The 18,559-nt window shown below is 60.3% G+C and carries 16 protein-coding genes, 1 tRNA gene and 1 riboswitch; of the genes, 7 read left to right on the top strand and 10 right to left on the bottom strand.

Going from position 1 to position 18,559, the window contains the following annotated elements:
- Position 1 precedes the first annotated feature (1 nt).
- The 7 genes from NMD14_08850 to NMD14_08820 all read left to right on the top strand — a co-directional run bounded on the left by NMD14_08850 (position 2) and on the right by NMD14_08820 (position 4,739).
- Complete coding sequence (locus NMD14_08850) at positions 2–823, top strand: transporter substrate-binding domain-containing protein (protein ID XEI34468.1); 822 nt, start codon at positions 2–4, stop codon at positions 821–823.
- Complete coding sequence (locus NMD14_08845) at positions 823–1,728, top strand: amino acid ABC transporter permease (protein XEI34467.1); 906 nt, start codon at positions 823–825, stop codon at positions 1,726–1,728. The genes NMD14_08850 and NMD14_08845 overlap by 1 nt, the downstream gene beginning before the upstream one ends.
- On the top strand, positions 1,722–2,459 hold the full coding sequence (gene mepA / locus NMD14_08840) for a penicillin-insensitive murein endopeptidase (protein ID XEI34466.1): 738 nt from the start codon (positions 1,722–1,724) through the stop codon (positions 2,457–2,459). The genes NMD14_08845 and mepA overlap by 7 nt, the downstream gene beginning before the upstream one ends.
- Before the next feature lie 57 nt (positions 2,460–2,516).
- Positions 2,517–3,122, top strand: coding sequence for a LemA family protein (locus tag NMD14_08835; GenBank protein ID XEI34738.1), 606 nt, complete (start codon positions 2,517–2,519; stop codon positions 3,120–3,122).
- Positions 3,119–3,844: a TPM domain-containing protein gene (locus NMD14_08830; GenBank protein ID XEI34465.1), complete on the top strand. Its 726-nt coding sequence runs from the start codon at positions 3,119–3,121 to the stop codon at positions 3,842–3,844. The genes NMD14_08835 and NMD14_08830 overlap by 4 nt, the downstream gene beginning before the upstream one ends.
- Before the next feature lie 20 nt (positions 3,845–3,864).
- Entirely contained in the window at positions 3,865–4,482 is a 618-nt protein-coding gene (locus NMD14_08825; protein XEI34464.1) for a TPM domain-containing protein, read from the top strand.
- A gap of 169 nt (positions 4,483–4,651) precedes the next feature.
- A tRNA-Ser gene (locus NMD14_08820) sits at positions 4,652–4,739 on the top strand.
- A gap of 274 nt (positions 4,740–5,013) precedes the next feature.
- Here NMD14_08820 and thiH read toward each other — a convergent pair.
- The 10 genes from thiH to ycaO all read right to left on the bottom strand — a co-directional run bounded on the left by thiH (position 5,014) and on the right by ycaO (position 18,516).
- On the bottom strand, positions 5,014–6,084 hold the full coding sequence (gene thiH / locus NMD14_08815) for a 2-iminoacetate synthase ThiH (protein ID XEI34737.1): 1,071 nt from the start codon (positions 6,082–6,084) through the stop codon (positions 5,014–5,016).
- Positions 6,085–6,257: 173 nt separating this feature from the next.
- Positions 6,258–7,025 carry a thiazole synthase gene (locus NMD14_08810; GenBank protein ID XEI34463.1) on the bottom strand — a complete coding sequence of 256 codons (768 nt, stop codon included), beginning with the start codon at positions 7,023–7,025 and terminating at the stop codon, positions 6,258–6,260.
- An 85-nt stretch (positions 7,026–7,110) separates the two neighbouring features.
- Positions 7,111–7,317, bottom strand: a complete 207-nt coding sequence (gene thiS, locus NMD14_08805) for a sulfur carrier protein ThiS (protein XEI34462.1) — start codon at positions 7,315–7,317, stop codon at positions 7,111–7,113.
- The gene (locus NMD14_08800) at positions 7,314–8,108 is read right to left on the bottom strand and encodes a HesA/MoeB/ThiF family protein (protein ID XEI34461.1); all 795 of its coding nucleotides are present in this window, start codon (positions 8,106–8,108) and stop codon (positions 7,314–7,316) included. Before NMD14_08800 ends, thiS begins: the two co-directional genes overlap by 4 nt.
- Positions 8,098–9,705 (bottom strand): thiamine phosphate synthase, encoded by a 1,608-nt coding sequence (gene thiE, locus NMD14_08795; GenBank protein XEI34460.1) that lies wholly within the window; start codon positions 9,703–9,705, stop codon positions 8,098–8,100. The genes NMD14_08800 and thiE overlap by 11 nt, the downstream gene beginning before the upstream one ends.
- Entirely contained in the window at positions 9,702–11,633 is a 1,932-nt protein-coding gene (gene thiC / locus NMD14_08790) for a phosphomethylpyrimidine synthase ThiC (protein XEI34736.1), read from the bottom strand. The genes thiE and thiC overlap by 4 nt, the downstream gene beginning before the upstream one ends.
- Before the next feature lie 367 nt (positions 11,634–12,000).
- Positions 12,001–12,113, bottom strand: a riboswitch (TPP riboswitch).
- A 478-nt stretch (positions 12,114–12,591) separates the two neighbouring features.
- Entirely contained in the window at positions 12,592–13,029 is a 438-nt protein-coding gene (locus NMD14_08785; GenBank protein ID XEI34459.1) for a YcgN family cysteine cluster protein, read from the bottom strand.
- A 168-nt stretch (positions 13,030–13,197) separates the two neighbouring features.
- A complete protein-coding gene (pflB, locus tag NMD14_08780; GenBank protein ID XEI34458.1) occupies positions 13,198–15,480 on the bottom strand; it encodes a formate C-acetyltransferase in 2,283 nt (760 codons plus the stop codon).
- 46 nt (positions 15,481–15,526) lie between these two features.
- On the bottom strand, positions 15,527–16,375 hold the full coding sequence (focA, locus tag NMD14_08775; GenBank protein XEI34457.1) for a formate transporter FocA: 849 nt from the start codon (positions 16,373–16,375) through the stop codon (positions 15,527–15,529).
- Positions 16,376–16,755: 380 nt separating this feature from the next.
- Complete coding sequence (ycaO, locus tag NMD14_08770) at positions 16,756–18,516, bottom strand: 30S ribosomal protein S12 methylthiotransferase accessory factor YcaO (protein ID XEI34456.1); 1,761 nt, start codon at positions 18,514–18,516, stop codon at positions 16,756–16,758.
- Positions 18,517–18,559 lie beyond the last annotated feature (43 nt).

The following is an 18,559-nucleotide window of genomic DNA, read 5'->3' as shown; positions in this document are numbered from 1 at the left end:
CATGAATCTGTCATTCAAGACCACCCTGTCGGGCGCTGCCCTGCTACTGACCAGCCTGCTCACTCCCGCATTGGCACAAACCGCCCCCTCCGACACCCAGGCACAGATCGAGCAAAGCGGTACCCTGAAAGTCGGCATGTCCACCTTCGCCCCTTGGGCAATGCGCGACAAGCAAGGGGCCCTGATCGGTTTCGAGATTGACGTGGCCCGTCGCCTCGCCACCGACAACGGCTGGCAGGTGGAGTTCGTCCCCACCGCCTGGGATGGCATCATCCCCTCCCTACTGGCGAAAAAGTATGACGTCATCATCGGCGGCCTCACCATCACCCCCGAGCGGGAGAAGAGCGTGCGCTTCACCCAGGCCTACTCCCATTCGGGGGTGCAGTTGGCCGCCTCCAGCACTATGGCCAAAGAGAAGAAAACCGTGGCGGACTTCAACCAGCGCGGGGTGATCTTGGCGGTACGCCGTGGCGCCTCGCCGGTACAGGTCGCCAAAGCGCACTTCCCCAAGGCCACCCTGCGCCAGTTTGATGACGAGTCACAGGTATTTCAGGAGGTGCTGAACGGCCGCGCCCACGGCGCCCTCTCCTCCTCACCGAAACCCGAACAAGAAGCGCTGCGCCACCCGGATGCTCTCTTTATGCCGTTTGCCAAACCGCTGGCAGAGGGGAGTGAAGGGTTTGCCCTGCGCAAGGGGGATGATGCCCTGGCTGAACAATTCAACGAGTGGATCGCCGCCCGTCAGGCCGATGGCTGGCTCAAGGCGCGCCATGACTACTGGTTCAAGTCGCTGGCGTGGGAAGCGCAGGTCGCCAATCCCTGATGTTGATTGCTCTAAACGACATCATCCGGCGCATCGTCCGGAAGCCATTTTGGCGCATTAACTGGCTGGATGGGGCGATCGCCCTGAGCCTGCTGCTGGCTGGCCTCTGGCTGGCTAGCCGCTTGCACATCGGGGTGGCCTATCAATGGCGCTGGCATGAGGCCTTCGATCTGCTGTTCACCCCCGGCCCTCACGGCGAGTTGCCCTACTTTTTCAGCGGCCTGCTCACCACCTTGCGCATCGCCCTGCTCGGCATGGTGCTGGCGCTACTGCTCGGCACTGCTTTGGGGGTAGCCGCCTTCAGCCGCCGCCCCTGGCTGGTGATGCCCGCGACCCTGTTTATCCAGCTGATCCGCAATCTGCCGCCGCTGGTCTTTATCTTCATCTTCTACTTTTTTATCGCCAACCAGCTGCTGCCTGCGAGCGGCCTCTCCCGCTGGCTCGGCACTGTATCACTCTCCCCATGGCAAGAGGCGCTGTTTGGCCCACCAGCCCGCTGGGAAAACCTCATTTCGGGCACCCTCTGCGTGGGCATGATCAGCGCCGCCTTCGTCGCCGAGATCATCCGCGCCGGGCTGGCCGCCATCCCCCGTGGCCAGTGGGAGGCGGCGCAGAGTCTCGGGCTCTCTCCCTGGGTGCGGCTGCGCCAGGTGATCCTGCCGCAGGCCATGCTGCTGATGATCCCCCCCCTCACCGGCCAGCTCATCGCACTGGTGAAGGATACCGCTATCGTTTCGCTTATCTCGGTACAGGAACTCACCTTCGTCGGTACCGAGATGGCCAACTCCAGCGGGCTGGTCTACGAGATCTGGCTGCTGGTGGCCGCAGCCTATTTATTTATATGTTTGAGTCTGTTCGTACTGCTGAGCCGACTCGAAGCAAGACAAGGAGCACGCGCATGCTGACGTCCCTGTTGCTGGCGACCGTATTGCAAGCGGAAGCCATCGGCGGTTATGCCGCCGGTTGCCTGAAAAACGGCATATCCCTGCCCCTAGAGGGGCCGGGTTATCAGGTGATCCGCACCAAGCGGCTGCGCTACTACGGCCACCCCGACCTTATCCACTACCTGCAGGCGCTGGCCAACCAGACCCGCATGGCCGGGCTGCCGGATCTCTATATCGCCGATCTGGCGATGGCCCGCGGCGGCCCCTTTACCTTCGGTCATCGCAGCCACCAGACTGGCCTTGATGCCGATATCTGGTTCCGCATGGCCAACCGTCCCATCAGTAAGTGGGAGCAGGATGCCCCCAAGGAGTGGGCGCTGATCGACGAACCCAGCTACAAAATGTTGCCGGGGCGCTTTGGCACCCAGCAGCTCACTCTGCTGCGGCTGGCGGCCAGCAAACCCGAGGTGGCCCGCATCTTTGTCAATCCGGTGATCAAATCCGCGGTCTGTCAGCAGGCTGGTAATGAGCCCTGGGTCGCCAAGCTGCGCCCCTGGGTGGGCCACTTCAGCCACTTCCATGTGCGGCTGCGCTGCCCGATCGGCAGCCCAGATTGCGAGCCCCAGGCCCCCATTCCGCCCGGCAACGGCTGCGGGGAAGAGCTGGCCTCCTGGCTCAAGGACAAGCCCCAACTGCCCACAGTCTCCGGCATCAACAAACGACCCGAGTTACCTGCGCGTTGTGGCAACTGACCGCAAGCTGGTATGGTAATGCACTATATCAATGGCGCACTATCGCTCGACATTTCAATGGAGAACAACAAGATGGCCACATCACTCTGGCGCAAAACCACGCAGAGCCTGTTGACCCTAGCCCTGCTGCTCGGCCTGACCGGCTGCGGTATGAACAATATTCCGACCCTGGATGAGCAGGTCAAGGCGAGCTGGGGACAGGTTGAAAACCAGTATCAGCGCCGCGCTGATCTCATTCCCAATCTGGTGGCGACCGTCAAGGGCTACGCCAGCCATGAGCAGGAGACCCTCAAAGCGGTCACCGATGCCCGCGCCCGGGTCGGCAGCGTGCAGGTGAGCGATCCTGCCCAGCTCAAGGAGTTTGAAGCAGCGCAGAACCAGCTCTCCAGCGCCCTCTCCCGCCTGATGGTAGTAGTAGAACGCTACCCCGAGCTTAAAGCGGATCAGCAGTTCCTTGCCCTGCAGGCCCAGCTGGAAGGAACCGAGAACCGCATCTCGGTGGCCCGTCGCGACTATATCGAGGCGGTGCGCCAGTTCAATACCGAGATCCGCACCTTCCCCGGCGTTATCTGGTCCAAATTGCTCTACTCGGATCTGGAAGCCAAACCCAGTTTCAGTGCCAAACCCGGTGCCGATGAGGCGCCCAAGGTCAGCTTCCAATGAAGATGATGCTGCGTGCACTGCTCCCTTTTCTGCTGATCTGGACGGCGGCGCTGCAGGCCGCGCCGAACTTTCCGACCTTGAGTGGACGGGTGGTGGACGAGGCGGCGCTGATGTCCCGCACACAGGCCCATCAGCTGACCCAGCAGTTGGCCGCCTTTGAACAGCGCAGTGGTATCCAGCTGGTGGTGGTCTCTGTCGACAGCCTCGATGGGGAGACCATCGAGGAGTACGGCTACCAGCTTGGTCGCCACTGGGGGATCGGTCAGAAAGGCAAGAACAACGGAGTGCTGTTGCTGATCGCCCAGGATGAGCGCAAGGTGCGGATCGAAGTGGGGTACGGGCTGGAAGGCGCCCTGCCCGACGCCATCGCCGCCAACATCATCTATGGTCGCATCCTGCCCGCCTTCAAGCACGGCGATATGGTAGCCGGGATCATGGCGGGCAGCCAGAGCATCATGAAGGCACTCGCCGGGGAATATCAGCCGGTCGAGCAGCCCAAGAGTGACAGCGGTGGCGACCTCTGGCTGTTTATTCTGGTGGTGATTGTGATGATCGTGCTCCACAACCTTCGCAGGTCGCGAGGCGGTAGGCCGGGAGGGCGCAGTCGGGCGGCCTACATGGCCGGTGGATTTAATGCTGGCTCCTTCGGTGGTCGCTCTGACGGCGGATTCAGCGGTGGCGGCGGCAGTTTTGGCGGGGGCGGAGCCTCCGGTGGCTGGTAACAGGAGTAAAGAGACAAATCATGATTTCTAAACAGTTCTTCCACACGCTTCAGGCCAAGGTGCGCGAAGCGGAGCTAGAGACTGATGCTGAACTGGTCACCGTGCTGGCACCGGCCAGCGATGGCTATCGCTACATCCCCACTCTCTGGGCGGCACTACTGGCCATGCTCACCCCGCTGCTGGTGTTCCAGCTCGGCTTCTGGCTCGGCTGGTACGAGATCCTGCTGGTGCAGTGGTCGGTCTGGCTGCTGCTGAGCCTGCTGTTCCACTGGACCCCCATCAAGATGCGGCTGATCCCGAAGAAGGTGCGCCAGCATCGGGCGGCCCTGATGGCCCGTTTGCAATTTGTCGAGCAGGGGCTGCACCGCACCCGCGACCGGCTCGGAGTGCTGATCTTCGTCTCCGCCGCCGAGCACTATGTGGAGATCCTGGTGGATGATGGCATCGCCCAGCATATCGACAATGGCCAGTGGCAGGAGATCATCGACGACTTCGTGGCGCGAGTGCACAACAAGGAGATCGAACAGGGTTTTCTGGAGTGCGTAGCACGCGTCAGCGCGATTCTGACCGACGCCTTCCCGGCCACCCGGGATCAAAACGAGCTACCGGACAGTCTGATCATCCTCGACAAGCCCTGATCCGGTTTACAAAACCAGCATTCTGCGCAAGGGTTAGGCATTCGGAAAAGATTATGAAAAATAAGGGGAAAAGAGATTGACCCACACAGCCCTTTCCCCTAAATTACGCCCCGTTCCAGCGCCGTGAACACCGTGTTGGCTGAACACGTTAAACCACAGACCAAAATTTGGTGAGGTGTCCGAGTGGCTGAAGGAGCACGCCTGGAAAGTGTGTATACGGCAACGTATCGAGGGTTCGAATCCCTCCCTCACCGCCAAATGATAAGCTCAAGCAATTGAATTGCTTGGGCTTTTTCTTTATGTGCGATTTTCGATATGCTATCTAATATGCCATCTGATGTTGGCTGGTACGGGACTATTTCGTACCCCCGTTGGGCGATCTTTCCATGTTCTAACATCACACAGAACGGACGATTTCGCCTGACGGCTAATCGACCCTACGATTGCACGGCAAGGCTGTGCCTGCTTGCCACAGGCACGGAGTCTGGCTGAACGCCCTGATACCACCGGCAAAGGGGGGCATGGCCGCCCCTATCGGCCCAAGAAGGGTTCCCAGTCCTTGAACACCGGCTGCAACCCCACCTGCCGCACGGCGGCGGCCACTTCGCCCACCGGGCGGTCGTCGTGGATGGCGAACTGCTCCAGCTCCTCTTTATCCCCTTCGGCATAGCCCCCCGGCTGGGTGCGCGACTCGGCCGACATCTGGGTGATGCCGAGGCGCACCGCGCCGTTGCGAAAGGTGGCGGACTCGCGGGTGGAGAGGGACAAGTCCAGGGTCGGCGAGAAGAGGCGCCAGGCGCAGATCAGCTGGGCCAGCTGGCGATCCGACATCACCACTGCAGGTTCAAGTCCGCCGGTGCAGGGGCGCAGGCGCGGGAAGGAGAGCGAGTAGCGGCTCTGCCAGTGGTGACGCTCAAGCCAGCTCAGATGCTCGGCGACAAAGTAGCTGTCTGCGCGCCAGTCCGAGGAGAGACCGATCAGCGCCCCCAAGCCGATTTTGTCGATACCGGCGCGGCCCAGCCGATCCGGCGTGGCAAGGCGCCATGCGATGTCCCGCTTGTTGCCGCGCAGGTGGTGGCGGGCGTAGGTGGGGGCGTGGTAGGTCTCCTGATAGACCATGACGGCGTCGAGGCCGAGGCTCTTCAGCTCGGCATATTCAGCCTGCGAGAGGGGCTGCACCTCCATCCCCACCGTGCTGAAGTGGCGGCGGATGATGGGCATCACCTCGCGAAAATAGGCGAGCCCCACCTTGTGCTCGTGCTCGCCGGTCACCAGCAGCACGCTGTCAAAACCGCGCGCCTTGATGGCCAGACACTCGCGTTCAATCTCTTCTGTATTCAAGGTCTTGCGCTTAAGGCGGTTGCTCATGGAGAAGCCGCAGTAGGTGCAGTCGTTGGCGCACAGGTTCGACAGATAGAGCGGCACATAGAAGCCGATGGTGTTGCCAAAGCGCTGGCGGGTCAGCCGCTCGGCCTCGGCCGCCATCTGTGGCAGATACGCTTCGGCGGCAGGGGAGATCAGCGCCATAAAATCGCTCAGGGTGCGGCGGGGTGAACCCAGCGCCCGTTCGACATCGGCGGCCGTCTTGGCACGGATCTGCATGCCGATATCGTCCCAATCAAGCTCCTGCCAGCGGTCGATAAAGAAAGACTCCTTAGCCCTCACCCCCAACTCCTCTCCCTTATTTTGTGAAGAGCCGAGAGGGGGGCTATCACTCAGGCGCACTTGGGGTTGTGCAAAAGGCTCGAAGTCACTCATCGCACCAGCATCATGACTCATAACGCCCCCAGAAAATCGGTGAGCGGGCTGGAGGCCTGGGCCTGCAGGGCACGGGCGCCGAGGCCCGCCTCATAGGCGCTGCGCCCGGCGCTGCAGGCCAGCGCAAAGGCGCGACCCATGGCGATCGGGTCGCCGCTCACCGCGATGGCGGTGTTGACCAGCACGGCATCGGCACCCAGCTCAAAGGCGGCAGCGGCGTGGCTCGGCGCACCGATCCCCGCATCCACCACCACAGGCACATTGGCCTGCTCGACGATGATGGCGAGAAACTCCCGGGTCACCAGCCCCTGATTGGAGCCGATGGGGGCGCCAAGCGGCATCACGGCAGCGCAGCCCACCTCTTCCAGCCGTTTGCAAAGCACGGGGTCGGCGCCGCAGTAGGGCAGTACCACAAAGCCCTCTTTCACCAGCTGCTCGGCGGCTTTCAGCGTCTCGATGGGATCGGGCAGCAGATAGCGCGGGTCGGGGTGGATCTCCAGCTTGAGCCAGTTCGTCCCCAGCGCCTCGCGGGCGAGGTGGGCGGCAAACACCGCCTCGGCGGCGGTCTTGGCACCGGAGGTGTTGGGCAGCAGCCTGACCCCGAGTTGCAGCAAGGGGCTCAGGATATCGTCGTGGGCCTTGCCCGGTTCGAGCCGCTTGATGGCCATGGTGACGAGCTGAGAGCCGCTCGCCTCGATGGCGGCGGCCATCAGTTCCGGGCGGGCAAACTTGCCGGTGCCGGTAAAGAGGCGCGATGAGAAGGTGTGATCGGCAATCTTGAGCATGTCAGTCTCCCGCCACTGCGATAAGAAGAGATGAGGTTCCGCCACAAGGCAGAACGCTCGAAGATCGGACTGTGAGCATCATGGGTCAGCCTCCCGCAATGGCAGTAAAGAGGTGAAGTTCGTCCCCGTCATTGAGACGGGTCTCGGCCCAGCAGCCACGGGGCAACACGGCACCGTTAAGGGCCACCGCTACGCCCTGTGGATTAACGTCTTGCGCCGCCAGCAGGTCGGCCACGCTCTGCTCCGTCGCCAGCGGCTGGGCTTTATCGTTGAGTCGAATGGTCAAGGTCATGGGGTGATCTCCTTATCGTGTGTCGGGCATCGGCGCTGTCCGCAAACCGGGCAATCGGGATCCGGGGCCAGAGTGAGGGTCTGCCACTGATGGGCCAGCGCATCGAAGCGGCGCAATGTGCCAGCGACCGGGCTCGGCATCCCGAGCAGCAGTTTCAATGCCTCCAGCGCCTGCAAAGAGCCCATCACCCCGACCAGCGGGCCGGTGACGCCGCTGGTCTCGCAGCTCTCCTTGATCTTGGTATACAGCGGATAGAGGCAGGCGTAGCAGGCGTGATCGCTGCTGGTACGCGCCATCAACTGCCCCTGCCAACCCACTGCGGCGGCGGAGATCCAGGGCTTGCCCTGCTCCACGCAGGCGGCGTTGATGGCCTGGCGGGTGGCGAGGTTGTCGCAGCAGTCGATCACCAGATCTACCTCGGCCACAAACTCCGGCAGGCTGGCGGCATCGAGTCGCTGGTTGATGGCGATCAGCTCCACCAGCGGGTTGTGGGCAACCAAGCGCTCGCGGGCCAGCTCCGCCTTGGAGTGGTTGACTGCCTCGGAGTCGAACAGGATCTGGCGCGGCAAGTTGCTGGAATCGACCGTATCGCCATCGGCCAGCCACAAGGTTCCCACCCCGGCCCCGGCCAGATAGAGGGCGAGCGGCGAGCCGAGCCCGCCCAAGCCCACGATCAACACGGATTTATCCTTGAGCCGTGCCTGACCGGCCTCACCCACTTCCGCCAGCATCAGCTGGCGGCCGTATCTCAGATACTCTTGGTCACTAAGAGACGCACCATCAGAGCGCATGTTCAGCCTCCCGTATAACGGTGGCAGAGCGTGGCTCATCCCCTGCCCCCACGGCCGCGAGCAGCCGCTCGGTGGCCCCCTGCCAGTCGTCGCTGGCGGTAATGGCCGAGACCAGCGCAATGCTGCCCACCCCGCTCGCCTTGACCGCCGCCACCCGCTCCTCGCTGATGCCGCCGATGGCCACAGTGGGCCACTCCGCCATCAAGGCGCGGTAGCGATGCAGCCGCACCAGCCCCTGCGGGCGCGAAGGCATCGCCTTGGTATTGGTCGGGAAGATATGGCCCAGCGCGATATAGGAGGGGGCCAGCTCGCGCGCCCGCATCAGCTCGAAGTAGCCATGGGTGGAGATGCCAAGGCGCAGTCCGGCCGCCTGAATGGCGGCGAGATCGGCGGTCTCCATATCCTCCTGCCCCAGATGCACGCCCCAGGCGCCCGCCTCGATGGCCTGCTGCCAGTAGTCGTTGATAAAGAGCCGTGCCCCATGGCGGCGACCGAGCTCTACCGCATCGCGAATGGCCGGTGCCACCTGAGCGGCGGGCAGATTCTTGATCCGCAACTGAATGGTCTTGACCCCCTGCCCCAGCAGGCGGCGCAGCCACTTGACCGAATCGACCACCGGATAGAGGCCGAGGTTGTGTTCGGTCGGTGCAAAGGGGCCATCCGGCAGGCGGGTGCTGCTTGTCTCATAAAGTCCGAAGCGGCGATCGAGCATTGAGCCCGCCAAGACGGCGCGGGGGAAGTGGGCAAGATTGTTCGGCCAGCCAAGATGGGCGATGGGGCCAGGGCCTGCGCCCACTCCTTGCGCCGCCGCCAAGCCCTGTTGCAGGTAGGCACGCGCCAGGGTGATGGCGTCATCCACCGGATAATCCTGCGCCACCACGGCGGCGATGGCGCTGGCGTAGCAGCAACCGGTGCCGTGGCCATGGCGGGTGTCGAGGCGCGGCGCCGCCAACCAGAATTCGCGGGTCTCATCCTGGTAGTAGTCCAGACACAGCTCCCCGCTCCACGCAAGATGGCCGCCCTTGACCAGCACGGCGCGGGCGCCGAGTTCGCGCAGCCGCGCGGCACCCGCCCGCAACAGCCCGGGGCTGGTCGTCGGGATGCCAGTCAGGGCTTCCAGTTCGGGGCCGTTGGGGGTGATGAGCGACAGACGTGGCAACAGCTGTTCGCGCACCGCTTCCAGCATATTGGGCTCCGCCATCGGGGTGCCGGTGCTGGCGATGGCCACCGGGTCGTAGACCACGAAGGGGGTCTCGATGGCCGCCAGTCGGCGGGTCAGCACCTCGACGTGAAGCCGGGTCGGCAGCAGGCCGATCTTGATGGCGGCGGGCGGCAGATCGACGCCAAGGGCGTCGATCTGGGCGGTGAAGGTCTGCATCAGCACGGGATCGACCATCTTCACCGCCACCGAGTTCTGGGCCGTGATGGCAGAGATGACGGAGCAGCCGTGCACGCCAAGGTCGTGCAATGTGTGCAAGTCGGCCTGAATGCCGGCGCCACCGCCGGAGTCGGAACCGGCGATGGTCCAGACAACTGGGCGGGAGTCCGTCACAGGCAGCAGATCGGCGGGGCTGACAGCCCCGCTTGCGCTGCTCACGCCTCCTCCCCTGCGGCCTGTTTCAGCACCGCCGCCTGATGGTAGATCTCGCCACCGGTCTCCTTGAAGGTCTCTGCCATGCGGGCCATGCCGCTCTCCACCTCGGCCACTACCTGCTCCTGCTGGCCATCCATGCCGACCAGCTTGATCTCCACCGCTTCAAGCTTGGCGGCATTCAGTTCAGCGGTGTAGGCGCGCACATCCTGAGTGATCTTCATGGAGCAGAACTTGGGGCCGCACATGGAGCAGAAGTGGGCCACCTTGCCGGACTCCTGCGGCAGGGTCTCGTCGTGGTAGGCGCGGGCTGTGTCGGGGTCGAGCGCAAGATTGAACTGATCCTCCCAGCGGAACTCGAAACGCGCCTTGGACATGGCGTTATCGCGGATCTGAGCCCCCGGGTGGCCCTTGGCAAGGTCAGCAGCGTGGGCGGCGATCTTGTAGGTAATCAGCCCCTGTTTCACATCCCCCTTGTTGGGCAGCCCCAGATGCTCCTTGGGAGTGACGTAGCAGAGCATGGCGCAGCCGTACCAGCCGATGAGCGCGGCACCGATGCCGGAGGTGAAGTGATCGTAACCCGGTGCAATGTCGGTGGTGAGCGGGCCCAGCGTATAGAACGGCGCCTCGTAGCAGTGCTCCAGCTGCTCGGTCATGTTGCGCTCGATCATGTGCATCGGCACGTGACCCGGCCCCTCGATCATCACCTGCACGTCGTACTCCCAGGCAATTTTGGTCAGCTCGCCAAGAGTGCGCAGCTCGGCGAACTGGGCCTCGTCATTGGCGTCATAGACGGAACCCGGACGCAGACCGTCGCCCAGCGACAGGGCCACGTCATAGGCGGCGCAGATCTCGCAGATTTCGCGAAAGTGCTGGTAAAGGAAGTTCTCCTTGTGGTGGGACAGGCACCACTTGGCCATGATGCTGCCGCCGCGCGAAACGATGCCGGTGAGGCGCTTGGCGGTCATCGGCACGAAACGCAGCAAGACGCCGGCGTGGATGGTGAAGTAGTCCACCCCCTGCTCGGCCTGCTCCAGCAGGGTGTCGCGGAACAGCTCCCAGGTGAGCTCTTCGGCGATGCCGTTGGTCTTCTCCAGCGCCTGATAGATGGGCACGGTACCGATGGGCACCGGGCTGTTGCGCAGGATCCACTCGCGGGTCTCGTGGATGTAGCGGCCGGTGGAGAGATCCATCACTGTGTCGGCGCCCCAGCGGGTCGACCAGACCAGCTTCTCCACCTCCTCTTCGATGCTGGAGGTGACCGCCGAGTTGCCGATGTTGGCGTTGATCTTCACCAGGAAATTGCGGCCGATGATCATCGGCTCCGCTTCCGGGTGGTTGATGTTGCTGGGGATAATGGCGCGACCGGCGGCCACCTCATCGCGCACAAATTCGGGGGTGATGTTCTGGGGCAAACGGGCACCAAAATCGCGGCCCGGATGCTGGGTGCGCAACAGTTCAGAGCGCACCCGCTCGCGCCCCATGTTCTCGCGAATGGCGATAAATTCCATCTCGGGGGTGACGATGCCGGCGCGGGCGTAGTGGAGCTGGGTGACCCGGCGGCCCGGCTTGGCGCGGCGCGGCTTATGTTGCAAAGAGTTCAGGTGATCGAAGCGCAGGTGATCCAGCCCCTCGTCCGCCAGACGCTCCTGAGTGAAGGTGGAGCTGAGCCCCAGCAGTTCGTCGGTATCATCGCGCTCCAGCACCCAGTTCTCCCGCAGGCGCGGCAGGCCACGGCGCACGTCGATGGCGACCCCCTCCTCCCCGTAACGGCCAGAAGTGTCGTAGACCGGGATCGGTTCGTTGGGTTCAAACTTGGGATCGTCTTTGGTGCCGCCGACGAAGGTGTCGGCCAGCTGGATCTCCCGCAGCGGGACACGGATATCGGCGCGGGAGCCTTCGATAAAGATGCGGCGGGAGTTGGGGTGAGCCATCCCCTTGAGGCTGTCGATAAAGGCCTGAGCGCTGGAGCGCTGCTCGCGGCGGCTGGATTTGGTGGTATCAGATACAGAAGTAGACATAGCAAAACTCACATTAACTGGTTGAAGTTATGGGTATTTGCTTGTCTGGAGTTCGAGGAGAAGATGAACTTGCGGCGGGGTGTTTATCTCGGGAGGGAGTGCGCGCGGGATGGATCTCCGCGCTGCTGTTCTGCCGCTTCCCGCTCTCTGCACGCGGTGGGCAAGGCGCCCCACGTGCTGGACAACCGGACGGGACAGACTCCCTCCTGTGCGCCCTGACCCATCAAGGGTGATCCCTTCGATGAGCGGAAGAGGCTTGTTCCTCCTCCGGCGCGGTAACCCGCAAGTTACCCTTGTTCCCTTCGCAGGTTTTAACCTGATCAGGTTCCACGGATCCCGAATTAACGGTCTCAGCTTCGCGTCGTTCAACGGTCAGCACTCCGACAAGATGCGCCAGTATATACGGCCTGTTTATTTACTCAACTGTGAATTTTTCACTACAATGAGGACGATTCATTAACACAGGGATGGTGTTCACCTTCGTCTGTTTCGGCCTATGTGGTGGAACAATCAGGTCTCTGAGTGAAAATGCCTCCGGCACCAACCACACTCGTCTCCCGCTGCCTAAGTCATTACATGACCGTGGCTTGCCCTTCGCTATCCGTACTTCCCTTTGCACCAAAAATCGTCAGCTCGCCGTAAACCGAAACTTGGCTGTGGCAGCTCGAACTCGCGCACTTACGCTCTTATCGCGGCGCCACCCTGCCGATGCTGCGCCTCGCAGTTTTGAGCGAGTGCGCTGTTATTGGCTCAACGGGACCAACTGTGTGTCAGCTTGTGCAGCAAACAATCCCAGAAAGGCAAAAAACTGATAATACCGGACTGGTGGGTACCGCTCTTGTGCCTGTACGCGGGGGGGAAATTGAGCGTGTCAGCTTGCCCAGGAGATGATGTGATCAATCCACTCACCCGCCTGATCCTCGTGAATGACCTTGCCACGCACGGATTGACCCGCCTGATGCATAGCTGAACGGCTGCCGGTCAACAGCGGATGCCATTCCGGTAGCGTGTCACCCTCAGCCAGCAGGCGATAAGCGCAGGTAGAGGGGAGCCAGTCATATTCGGCGATTTTATCATGGGTGATCTGCAGACAATCAGGCTCTTTTTTGAAGCGATTGGCATAGTCAGCGCATTGACAAGTCTTGGTGTTGAGCAGATTGCAGGCGACATTGGTGAACACCAGCTCCTCGGTGTCCTCGTCGATCAGCTTGTTGAGGCAGCATTTGCCACAACCATCGCAGAGGGATTCCCATTCGGACTCAGTCATCTGCTGCAGACTCTTGGTCTGCCAAAAGGGGGCTTGCATCATACCGCTCTCTTAATACACCTGATAAAACGCGTGGTTATACCTATTGTTATCTTGAATTTCAAGGTTGGTATATTCACCGCGTTCTTTGGCCATGAAAAACAAACATAAAAAAACCGGCGCCTTAGCGCCGGTTTTTGCTCACTGCAGCTCTTGCTTATCAATCAGCGATTACAGAGAAGCAGTGAAAGTACGGGTGATGACGTCTTGCTGTTGCTCTTTGGTCAAAGAGTTGAAGCGAACGGCATAACCGGATACGCGGATGGTCAACTGCGGATATTTTTCCGGGTTTTCCATGGCGTCCAGCAGCATTTCACGGTTCATCACGTTGACGTTCAGATGCTGACCGCCTTCCAGGTTGGTTTCATGGTGGAAGTAACCATCCATCAGACCAGCCAGGTTGGCTTTCTGGGCTTCCATATCTTTACCCAGCGCGTTCGGCACGATGGAGAAGGTATAGGAGATACCATCTTTGGCGTAAGCGAACGGCAGCTTGGCAACGGAAGTCAGGGAAGCAACGGCACCCTTCTGGTCACGACCGTGCATCGGGTTGGCACCCGGGCCGAACGGTGCACCTGAACGGCGACCATCCGGGGTGTTACCGGTCTTCTTACCATATACCACGTTAGAAGTGATGGTCAGTACAGACTGGGTAGCCACAGCGCCACGGTAGGTGTTCAGCTTCTGAATTTTCTTCATGAAGCGCTCAACCAGGTCACAGGCGATGTCATCGACGCGAGCGTCGTTGTTACCGAACTGCGGGTATTCACCGTCGATTTCGAAGTCGATGGCAACGCCATCTTCGTCACGAATCGGCTTGACCTTGGCGTACTTGATAGCAGACAGAGAGTCAGCAGCAACGGACAGACCCGCGATACCACACGCCATGGTGCGATATACGTCACGGTCGTGCAGCGCCATCAGAGAGGCTTCGTAGCTGTACTTATCGTGCATGTAGTGGATGATGTTCAGCGCAGCAACGTATTGCTTGGCCAGCCAGTCCATGAAGTGGTCCAGACGATCCATCACGTCGTTGTACTCGAGATACTCGGACTTGACCATTTCAGTTTTAGGACCGATCTGGATCTTGAGCTTCTCGTCCATACCGCCGTTGATTGCATACAGCATGGTCTTGGCCAGGTTGGCACGCGCACCGAAGAACTGCATCTGCTTACCAACGATCATCGGGGACACACAGCAAGCGATGGCATAGTCATCGTTGTTGAAATCCGGACGCATCAGATCGTCGTTCTCGTACTGAACAGAAGAGGTCTCGATGGATACCTTGGCACAGTACTTCTTGAAACCGACCGGCAGCTTCTCGGACCACAGGATGGTCAGGTTCGGCTCAGGGGACGGGCCCATGGTGTACAGAGTGTTCAGCATACGGAAGCTGTTCTTGGTGACCAGGGTACGGCCATCAACGCCCATACCAGCCAGGGTCTCGGTCGCCCACATCGGGTCGCCGGAGAACAGTGAATCGTATTCCGGGGTACGCAGGAAGCGAACCATACGCAGCTTCATGACCATGTGGTCCATCAGCTCCTGGGCTTCTTGCTCGGTGATCAGGCCTTTCTTCAGGTCACGCTCGATGTACACGTCCAGGAAGCTGGAGGTACGACCGAAGGACATGGCGGCACCGTTCTGGGACTTGACTGCCGCCAGGTAGGCGAAGTAGGTCCACTGTACGGCTTCTTTGGCGTTCTTGGCCGGTACGGAGATATCGCAACCGTACTTGGCAGCCATCACCTTCATCTGTGCCAGGGCACGGTGCTGCTCGGAGATCTCTTCGCGCAGACGGATGGTGGCTTCCAGGTTGACACCGTTTTCCAGGTCAGCTTGCAGGGACTTGAACTGGGCCAGTTTGTCGGCCATCAGGAAGTCGATACCGTACAGAGCAACGCGGCGGTAGTCACCGATGATACGACCACGGCCGTAGGCATCCGGCAGACCGGTGATAACACCGGACTTACGGCAGTTCAGGATGTCTTTGGTGTAAACGTCAAACACGCCCTGGTTGTGAGTCTTGCGGTACTCGGTGAAGATCTTCTCGACCATCGGGTCCAGTTGACGACCGTACACTTCGCAAGAAGTTTTAACCATCTTGATACCGCCGTTGGCGATGATGGCGCGCTTCAGCGGCTTGTCGGTCTGCAGACCAACGATCTGCTCCAGGCTCTGATCGATATAGCCGGCATCGTGAGCGGTAATGGTGGAGGGCAGGTCAGTATCAAAATCGACCGGCGCGTGGGTGCGGTTCTCGATCTTGATCCCTTCCATGACCTTGTCCCACAGCTTGGTGGTTGCTTCGGTCGCGCCAACCAGGAAAGACTCGTCACCTTCATACGGGGTGTAGTTCTTCTGGATGAAGTCACGGGTGTTGACAGAGGTCTGCCATTCACCGGCCGCAAAGCCTTCCCATGCTTTTTGGAACTGTTCGTTAAGTTCTGCCATTTTTCATTACCTCACACGGTATTGATGTAGTATCTCGCAATCATCCTTAATGATGACGACGGAAGATAAACCAGTAAGTCAGACCAACCATCACGCCACCACCGATGATATTGCCGATGGTAACAGGGATGAGGTTGTGTAGGACGAAGTTGGATACGGTCAGGTCAGCAAAGGTTGCCGGATCCTGGCCGATGGCCTGCCAAAATTCCGGACTAGCCACGCTATGGATAGCGATACCAACCGGAATCATAAACATGTTTGCGATGCTGTGCTCGAAACCGGAGGCCACGAACATGGCAACCGGCAGCAGCATGACCATCACCTTGTCGGTCGCAGTGCGGGCGCCGAACGCCATCCACACGGCGAGACACACCATCAGGTTACAGAGGATACCCAGTGCCACCGCTTCGAAGAAGGTGTGGTGAATTTTGTGTTGGGCCACTTTCAGGGCGTTCAGACCCCACTGGCCATCTGCCGCGGTATATTCCGCCGACATGATGATAAGGCCAACCATCAGCAGACCACCGATCAGATTACCGAAGTAGACCAGCCCCCAGTTCTTGAGCAGCTGAGCCCAGCTGATGCGATTGGCAGCCTTGGCCACCAGTGTCAGGGTGGTGGAGGTGAACAGCTCGGCACCGAGCAGCACACACAGGATTAGGCCCAGAGAGAAGCAGAGACCGCCAACGAGTTTGGCCATGCCCCAGGACATGGAGCTGGAACCGGTCGTGACTGTGATGTAGAAGATAAACGCGATGGCGATAAAAGCGCCTGCGGTGATGGCCAGTGGAATGACCTTGTATGCCGGCTTGGTCGCCTTGGCATAGGTGATGTCTTCAGCCAGTGCAGCGATGGCTTCGGGCTTGAGACAATCGAATGGGGATTCAGCTTTCAATTATTTTCTACCTGAATGTTTGCCTGTTGAAATCATAACAAAGGCCCAAATGGCCAAAATTGACATTGATCAAGTTTATCAGACAGCGAATGTAATTTTACTACAAATATTTTAGTGCAATGGCTACGCCACTTTACACCAGGTTTCAGCTGAAACAGAAAAGCCGTGTTTTTAATTAAATGATTTTAAAGAATTTATTAGCATGCATGTAAAATTAGCATTGGCAAGATATCTTTGCAGTTCGGTTGCACATCCCCTGCCCTGTCATCAACCCCATTAGGGGTATTTTTTGTTTTTTATTTCATCATTGAATAACAAACCCGTGCCTTACTGCACAATAAACAGAAGGGGCCACACGGCCCCTTCCCCAACAGCAACGATCACGCCCAGTGATGGGCTCGCTTGGCTTTTTGCAACTTCTCATAGGCCGCCAGCAGCTTCTGGTGCAGCGGGAACTGGGAGAGCGACAAGTTGGCCGCTTCCAGCCCGTGGAAGCGTGCTTCGCCACTGGCGTTGGCCCATGCCTGTGCCAGCGTCTCTTCGCCATACATGCGGGTGAAGACGGCGCGATACTGCTCCGGATCCCGCTCCTCGTCCAGGAACAGCTCGATGCAGGCGCGCAAGGCACGGTAGTAGTTGGCGCGATCGACCGAGAACACCGACTGGTTGAACTCCATGGTCCAGTCGATGAGATCCATGGCCGTCTCCAGCTCACCGGCGGCCAGCGCCAGCATGGCTTTGAGCTCGCCCACGCGCAGGGTGTGCAACGCGGTGCCCTTGGCGGCAGCGATACCCAGCAGCTCGCGGACACGGGTGCGCTCGTCGTGCCCCTCTTCATCCAGTTGATCAAACAATGCCATGTACTGCTCGGCATCCCACTCCAGTGATGGCAGCGCCAGGATCACTTCGCGCAGATTGGCGCCCATGTTGTTGTTGGCCAGCAGCAGATCTTCGGCCGGATAGATGTCGGACATGCCCGGCACCAGAATACGGCAGGCGTAGACACCCAGATGCTCGTAGTCGGCGATATAGACCGGCTGCTCCAGCTCATGGAAGATGCCGATCAGGTGATCGAACTCCTCCTGCGAGGTGCCACGGAAGTCCCAGTCGGCAAACTCGAAGTCCGCATCCTGCTTGAACAGATCCCAGCTGATAAGGCCCGAGGAGTCGATGAAGTGGGTCTCGAGGTTGTGGTGATCCGCCACCTGCTCGTTATCGAATGACGGCGGCACGAATACGTCGAGATCCTTGAGACCACGGCCCTGCAGCAGCTCGGTGACGGTACGCTCGAAGGCCACTTCGAAGCGCGGGTGGGCGCCGAAGGAGGCAAAGCAGGTGCCGTTGCTCGGGTTGAGCAGCACCACACAGATGACCGGATAACGGCCACCCAGGGAGGCATCGAAGCTGTAAATGGGGAAGCCTTCCGCTTCGAGGGCGGCGATGGAGGCAGCAATTCCCGGATAACGGGCAATGACCTCGTCCGGGATCAACGGCAGGCTGATGGCCTCGGCAATGATCTTGTTCTTCACGTGGCGCTCGAACACCTCGGAGAGCGCCTGGGTGCGCGCTTCGGTCTTGGTGTTGCCGGCGCTCATGCCGTTGGAGACATAGAGGTTGCCGATGATGTTCATCGGGATGTAGACGGTCTGGTGATCGGACTGGCGCTCGAACGGCAGGGCGACGATACCGCGCTCTTCGTTGTTTGACTGCAGATCCACCAGCATGTCGGCGGTCACTTCACCGTCCGGGTTGTAGAACTTGCGGGTGAAGCTGTCGAGCAGACCGGCCGGGAACTGGTCACCCTCGATGGGGAACCACTTCTCGTTCGGGTAGTGAACGAAATCGCCGTTGGCGACCTGCTCGCCCAGATAGAAGTCGGCGAAGAAGTAGTTGGTGGAGAGACGCTCGAAATATTCGCCGAGGGCGGAGGCGAGTGCCGCCTTCTTGCTGGCACCCTTGCCGTTGGTGAAGCAGAGGGCGCACTCCTTGTCCCGAATATGCACCGACCAGACGTTCGGCACGGGGTTGAGCCAGGAGGCCTCTTCGATATCAAACCCTAAGGCTTGCAGCTTGGTCTGGAAGCGTTCGATGGAGTCTTCCAGCGCCGCGTCCTTGCCGGGAATAAAAGTGTGGTCAGTCATCACGATATCCTGATTTTTATTGGCTCATGTTCGGCCGCAGATA

Source organism: Aeromonas veronii (assembly GCA_041319085.1).
Taxonomy (GTDB): domain Bacteria; phylum Pseudomonadota; class Gammaproteobacteria; order Enterobacterales; family Aeromonadaceae; genus Aeromonas; species Aeromonas veronii_F.
This window is presented reverse-complemented; position numbering and strand designations above follow the sequence as displayed.

Excerpts from the sequence above, each read along its gene's own strand:
- NMD14_08845 (XEI34467.1), top strand. The coding sequence starts at position 823 with ATGTTGATTGCTCTAAACGACATCATCCGGCGCATCGTCCGGAAGCCA.
- thiH (XEI34737.1), bottom strand. The coding sequence starts at position 6,084 with ATGCAGATCCGTGCCAAGACGGCCGCCGATGTCGAACGGGCGCTGGGT.
- pflB (XEI34458.1), bottom strand. The coding sequence starts at position 15,480 with ATGGCAGAACTTAACGAACAGTTCCAAAAAGCATGGGAAGGCTTTGCG.
- ycaO (XEI34456.1), bottom strand. The coding sequence starts at position 18,516 with ATGACTGACCACACTTTTATTCCCGGCAAGGACGCGGCGCTGGAAGAC.
- NMD14_08850 (XEI34468.1), top strand. The coding sequence starts at position 2 with ATGAATCTGTCATTCAAGACCACCCTGTCGGGCGCTGCCCTGCTACTG.
- NMD14_08785 (XEI34459.1), bottom strand. The coding sequence starts at position 13,029 with ATGATGCAAGCCCCCTTTTGGCAGACCAAGAGTCTGCAGCAGATGACT.
- NMD14_08825 (XEI34464.1), top strand. The coding sequence starts at position 3,865 with ATGATTTCTAAACAGTTCTTCCACACGCTTCAGGCCAAGGTGCGCGAA.
- NMD14_08810 (XEI34463.1), bottom strand. The coding sequence starts at position 7,025 with ATGCTCAAGATTGCCGATCACACCTTCTCATCGCGCCTCTTTACCGGC.
- thiS (XEI34462.1), bottom strand. The coding sequence starts at position 7,317 with ATGACCTTGACCATTCGACTCAACGATAAAGCCCAGCCGCTGGCGACG.
- NMD14_08835 (XEI34738.1), top strand. The coding sequence starts at position 2,517 with ATGGAGAACAACAAGATGGCCACATCACTCTGGCGCAAAACCACGCAG.
- thiC (XEI34736.1), bottom strand. The coding sequence starts at position 11,633 with ATGGCTCACCCCAACTCCCGCCGCATCTTTATCGAAGGCTCCCGCGCC.
- NMD14_08830 (XEI34465.1), top strand. The coding sequence starts at position 3,119 with ATGAAGATGATGCTGCGTGCACTGCTCCCTTTTCTGCTGATCTGGACG.
- NMD14_08800 (XEI34461.1), bottom strand. The coding sequence starts at position 8,108 with ATGCGCTCTGATGGTGCGTCTCTTAGTGACCAAGAGTATCTGAGATAC.
- mepA (XEI34466.1), top strand. The coding sequence starts at position 1,722 with ATGCTGACGTCCCTGTTGCTGGCGACCGTATTGCAAGCGGAAGCCATC.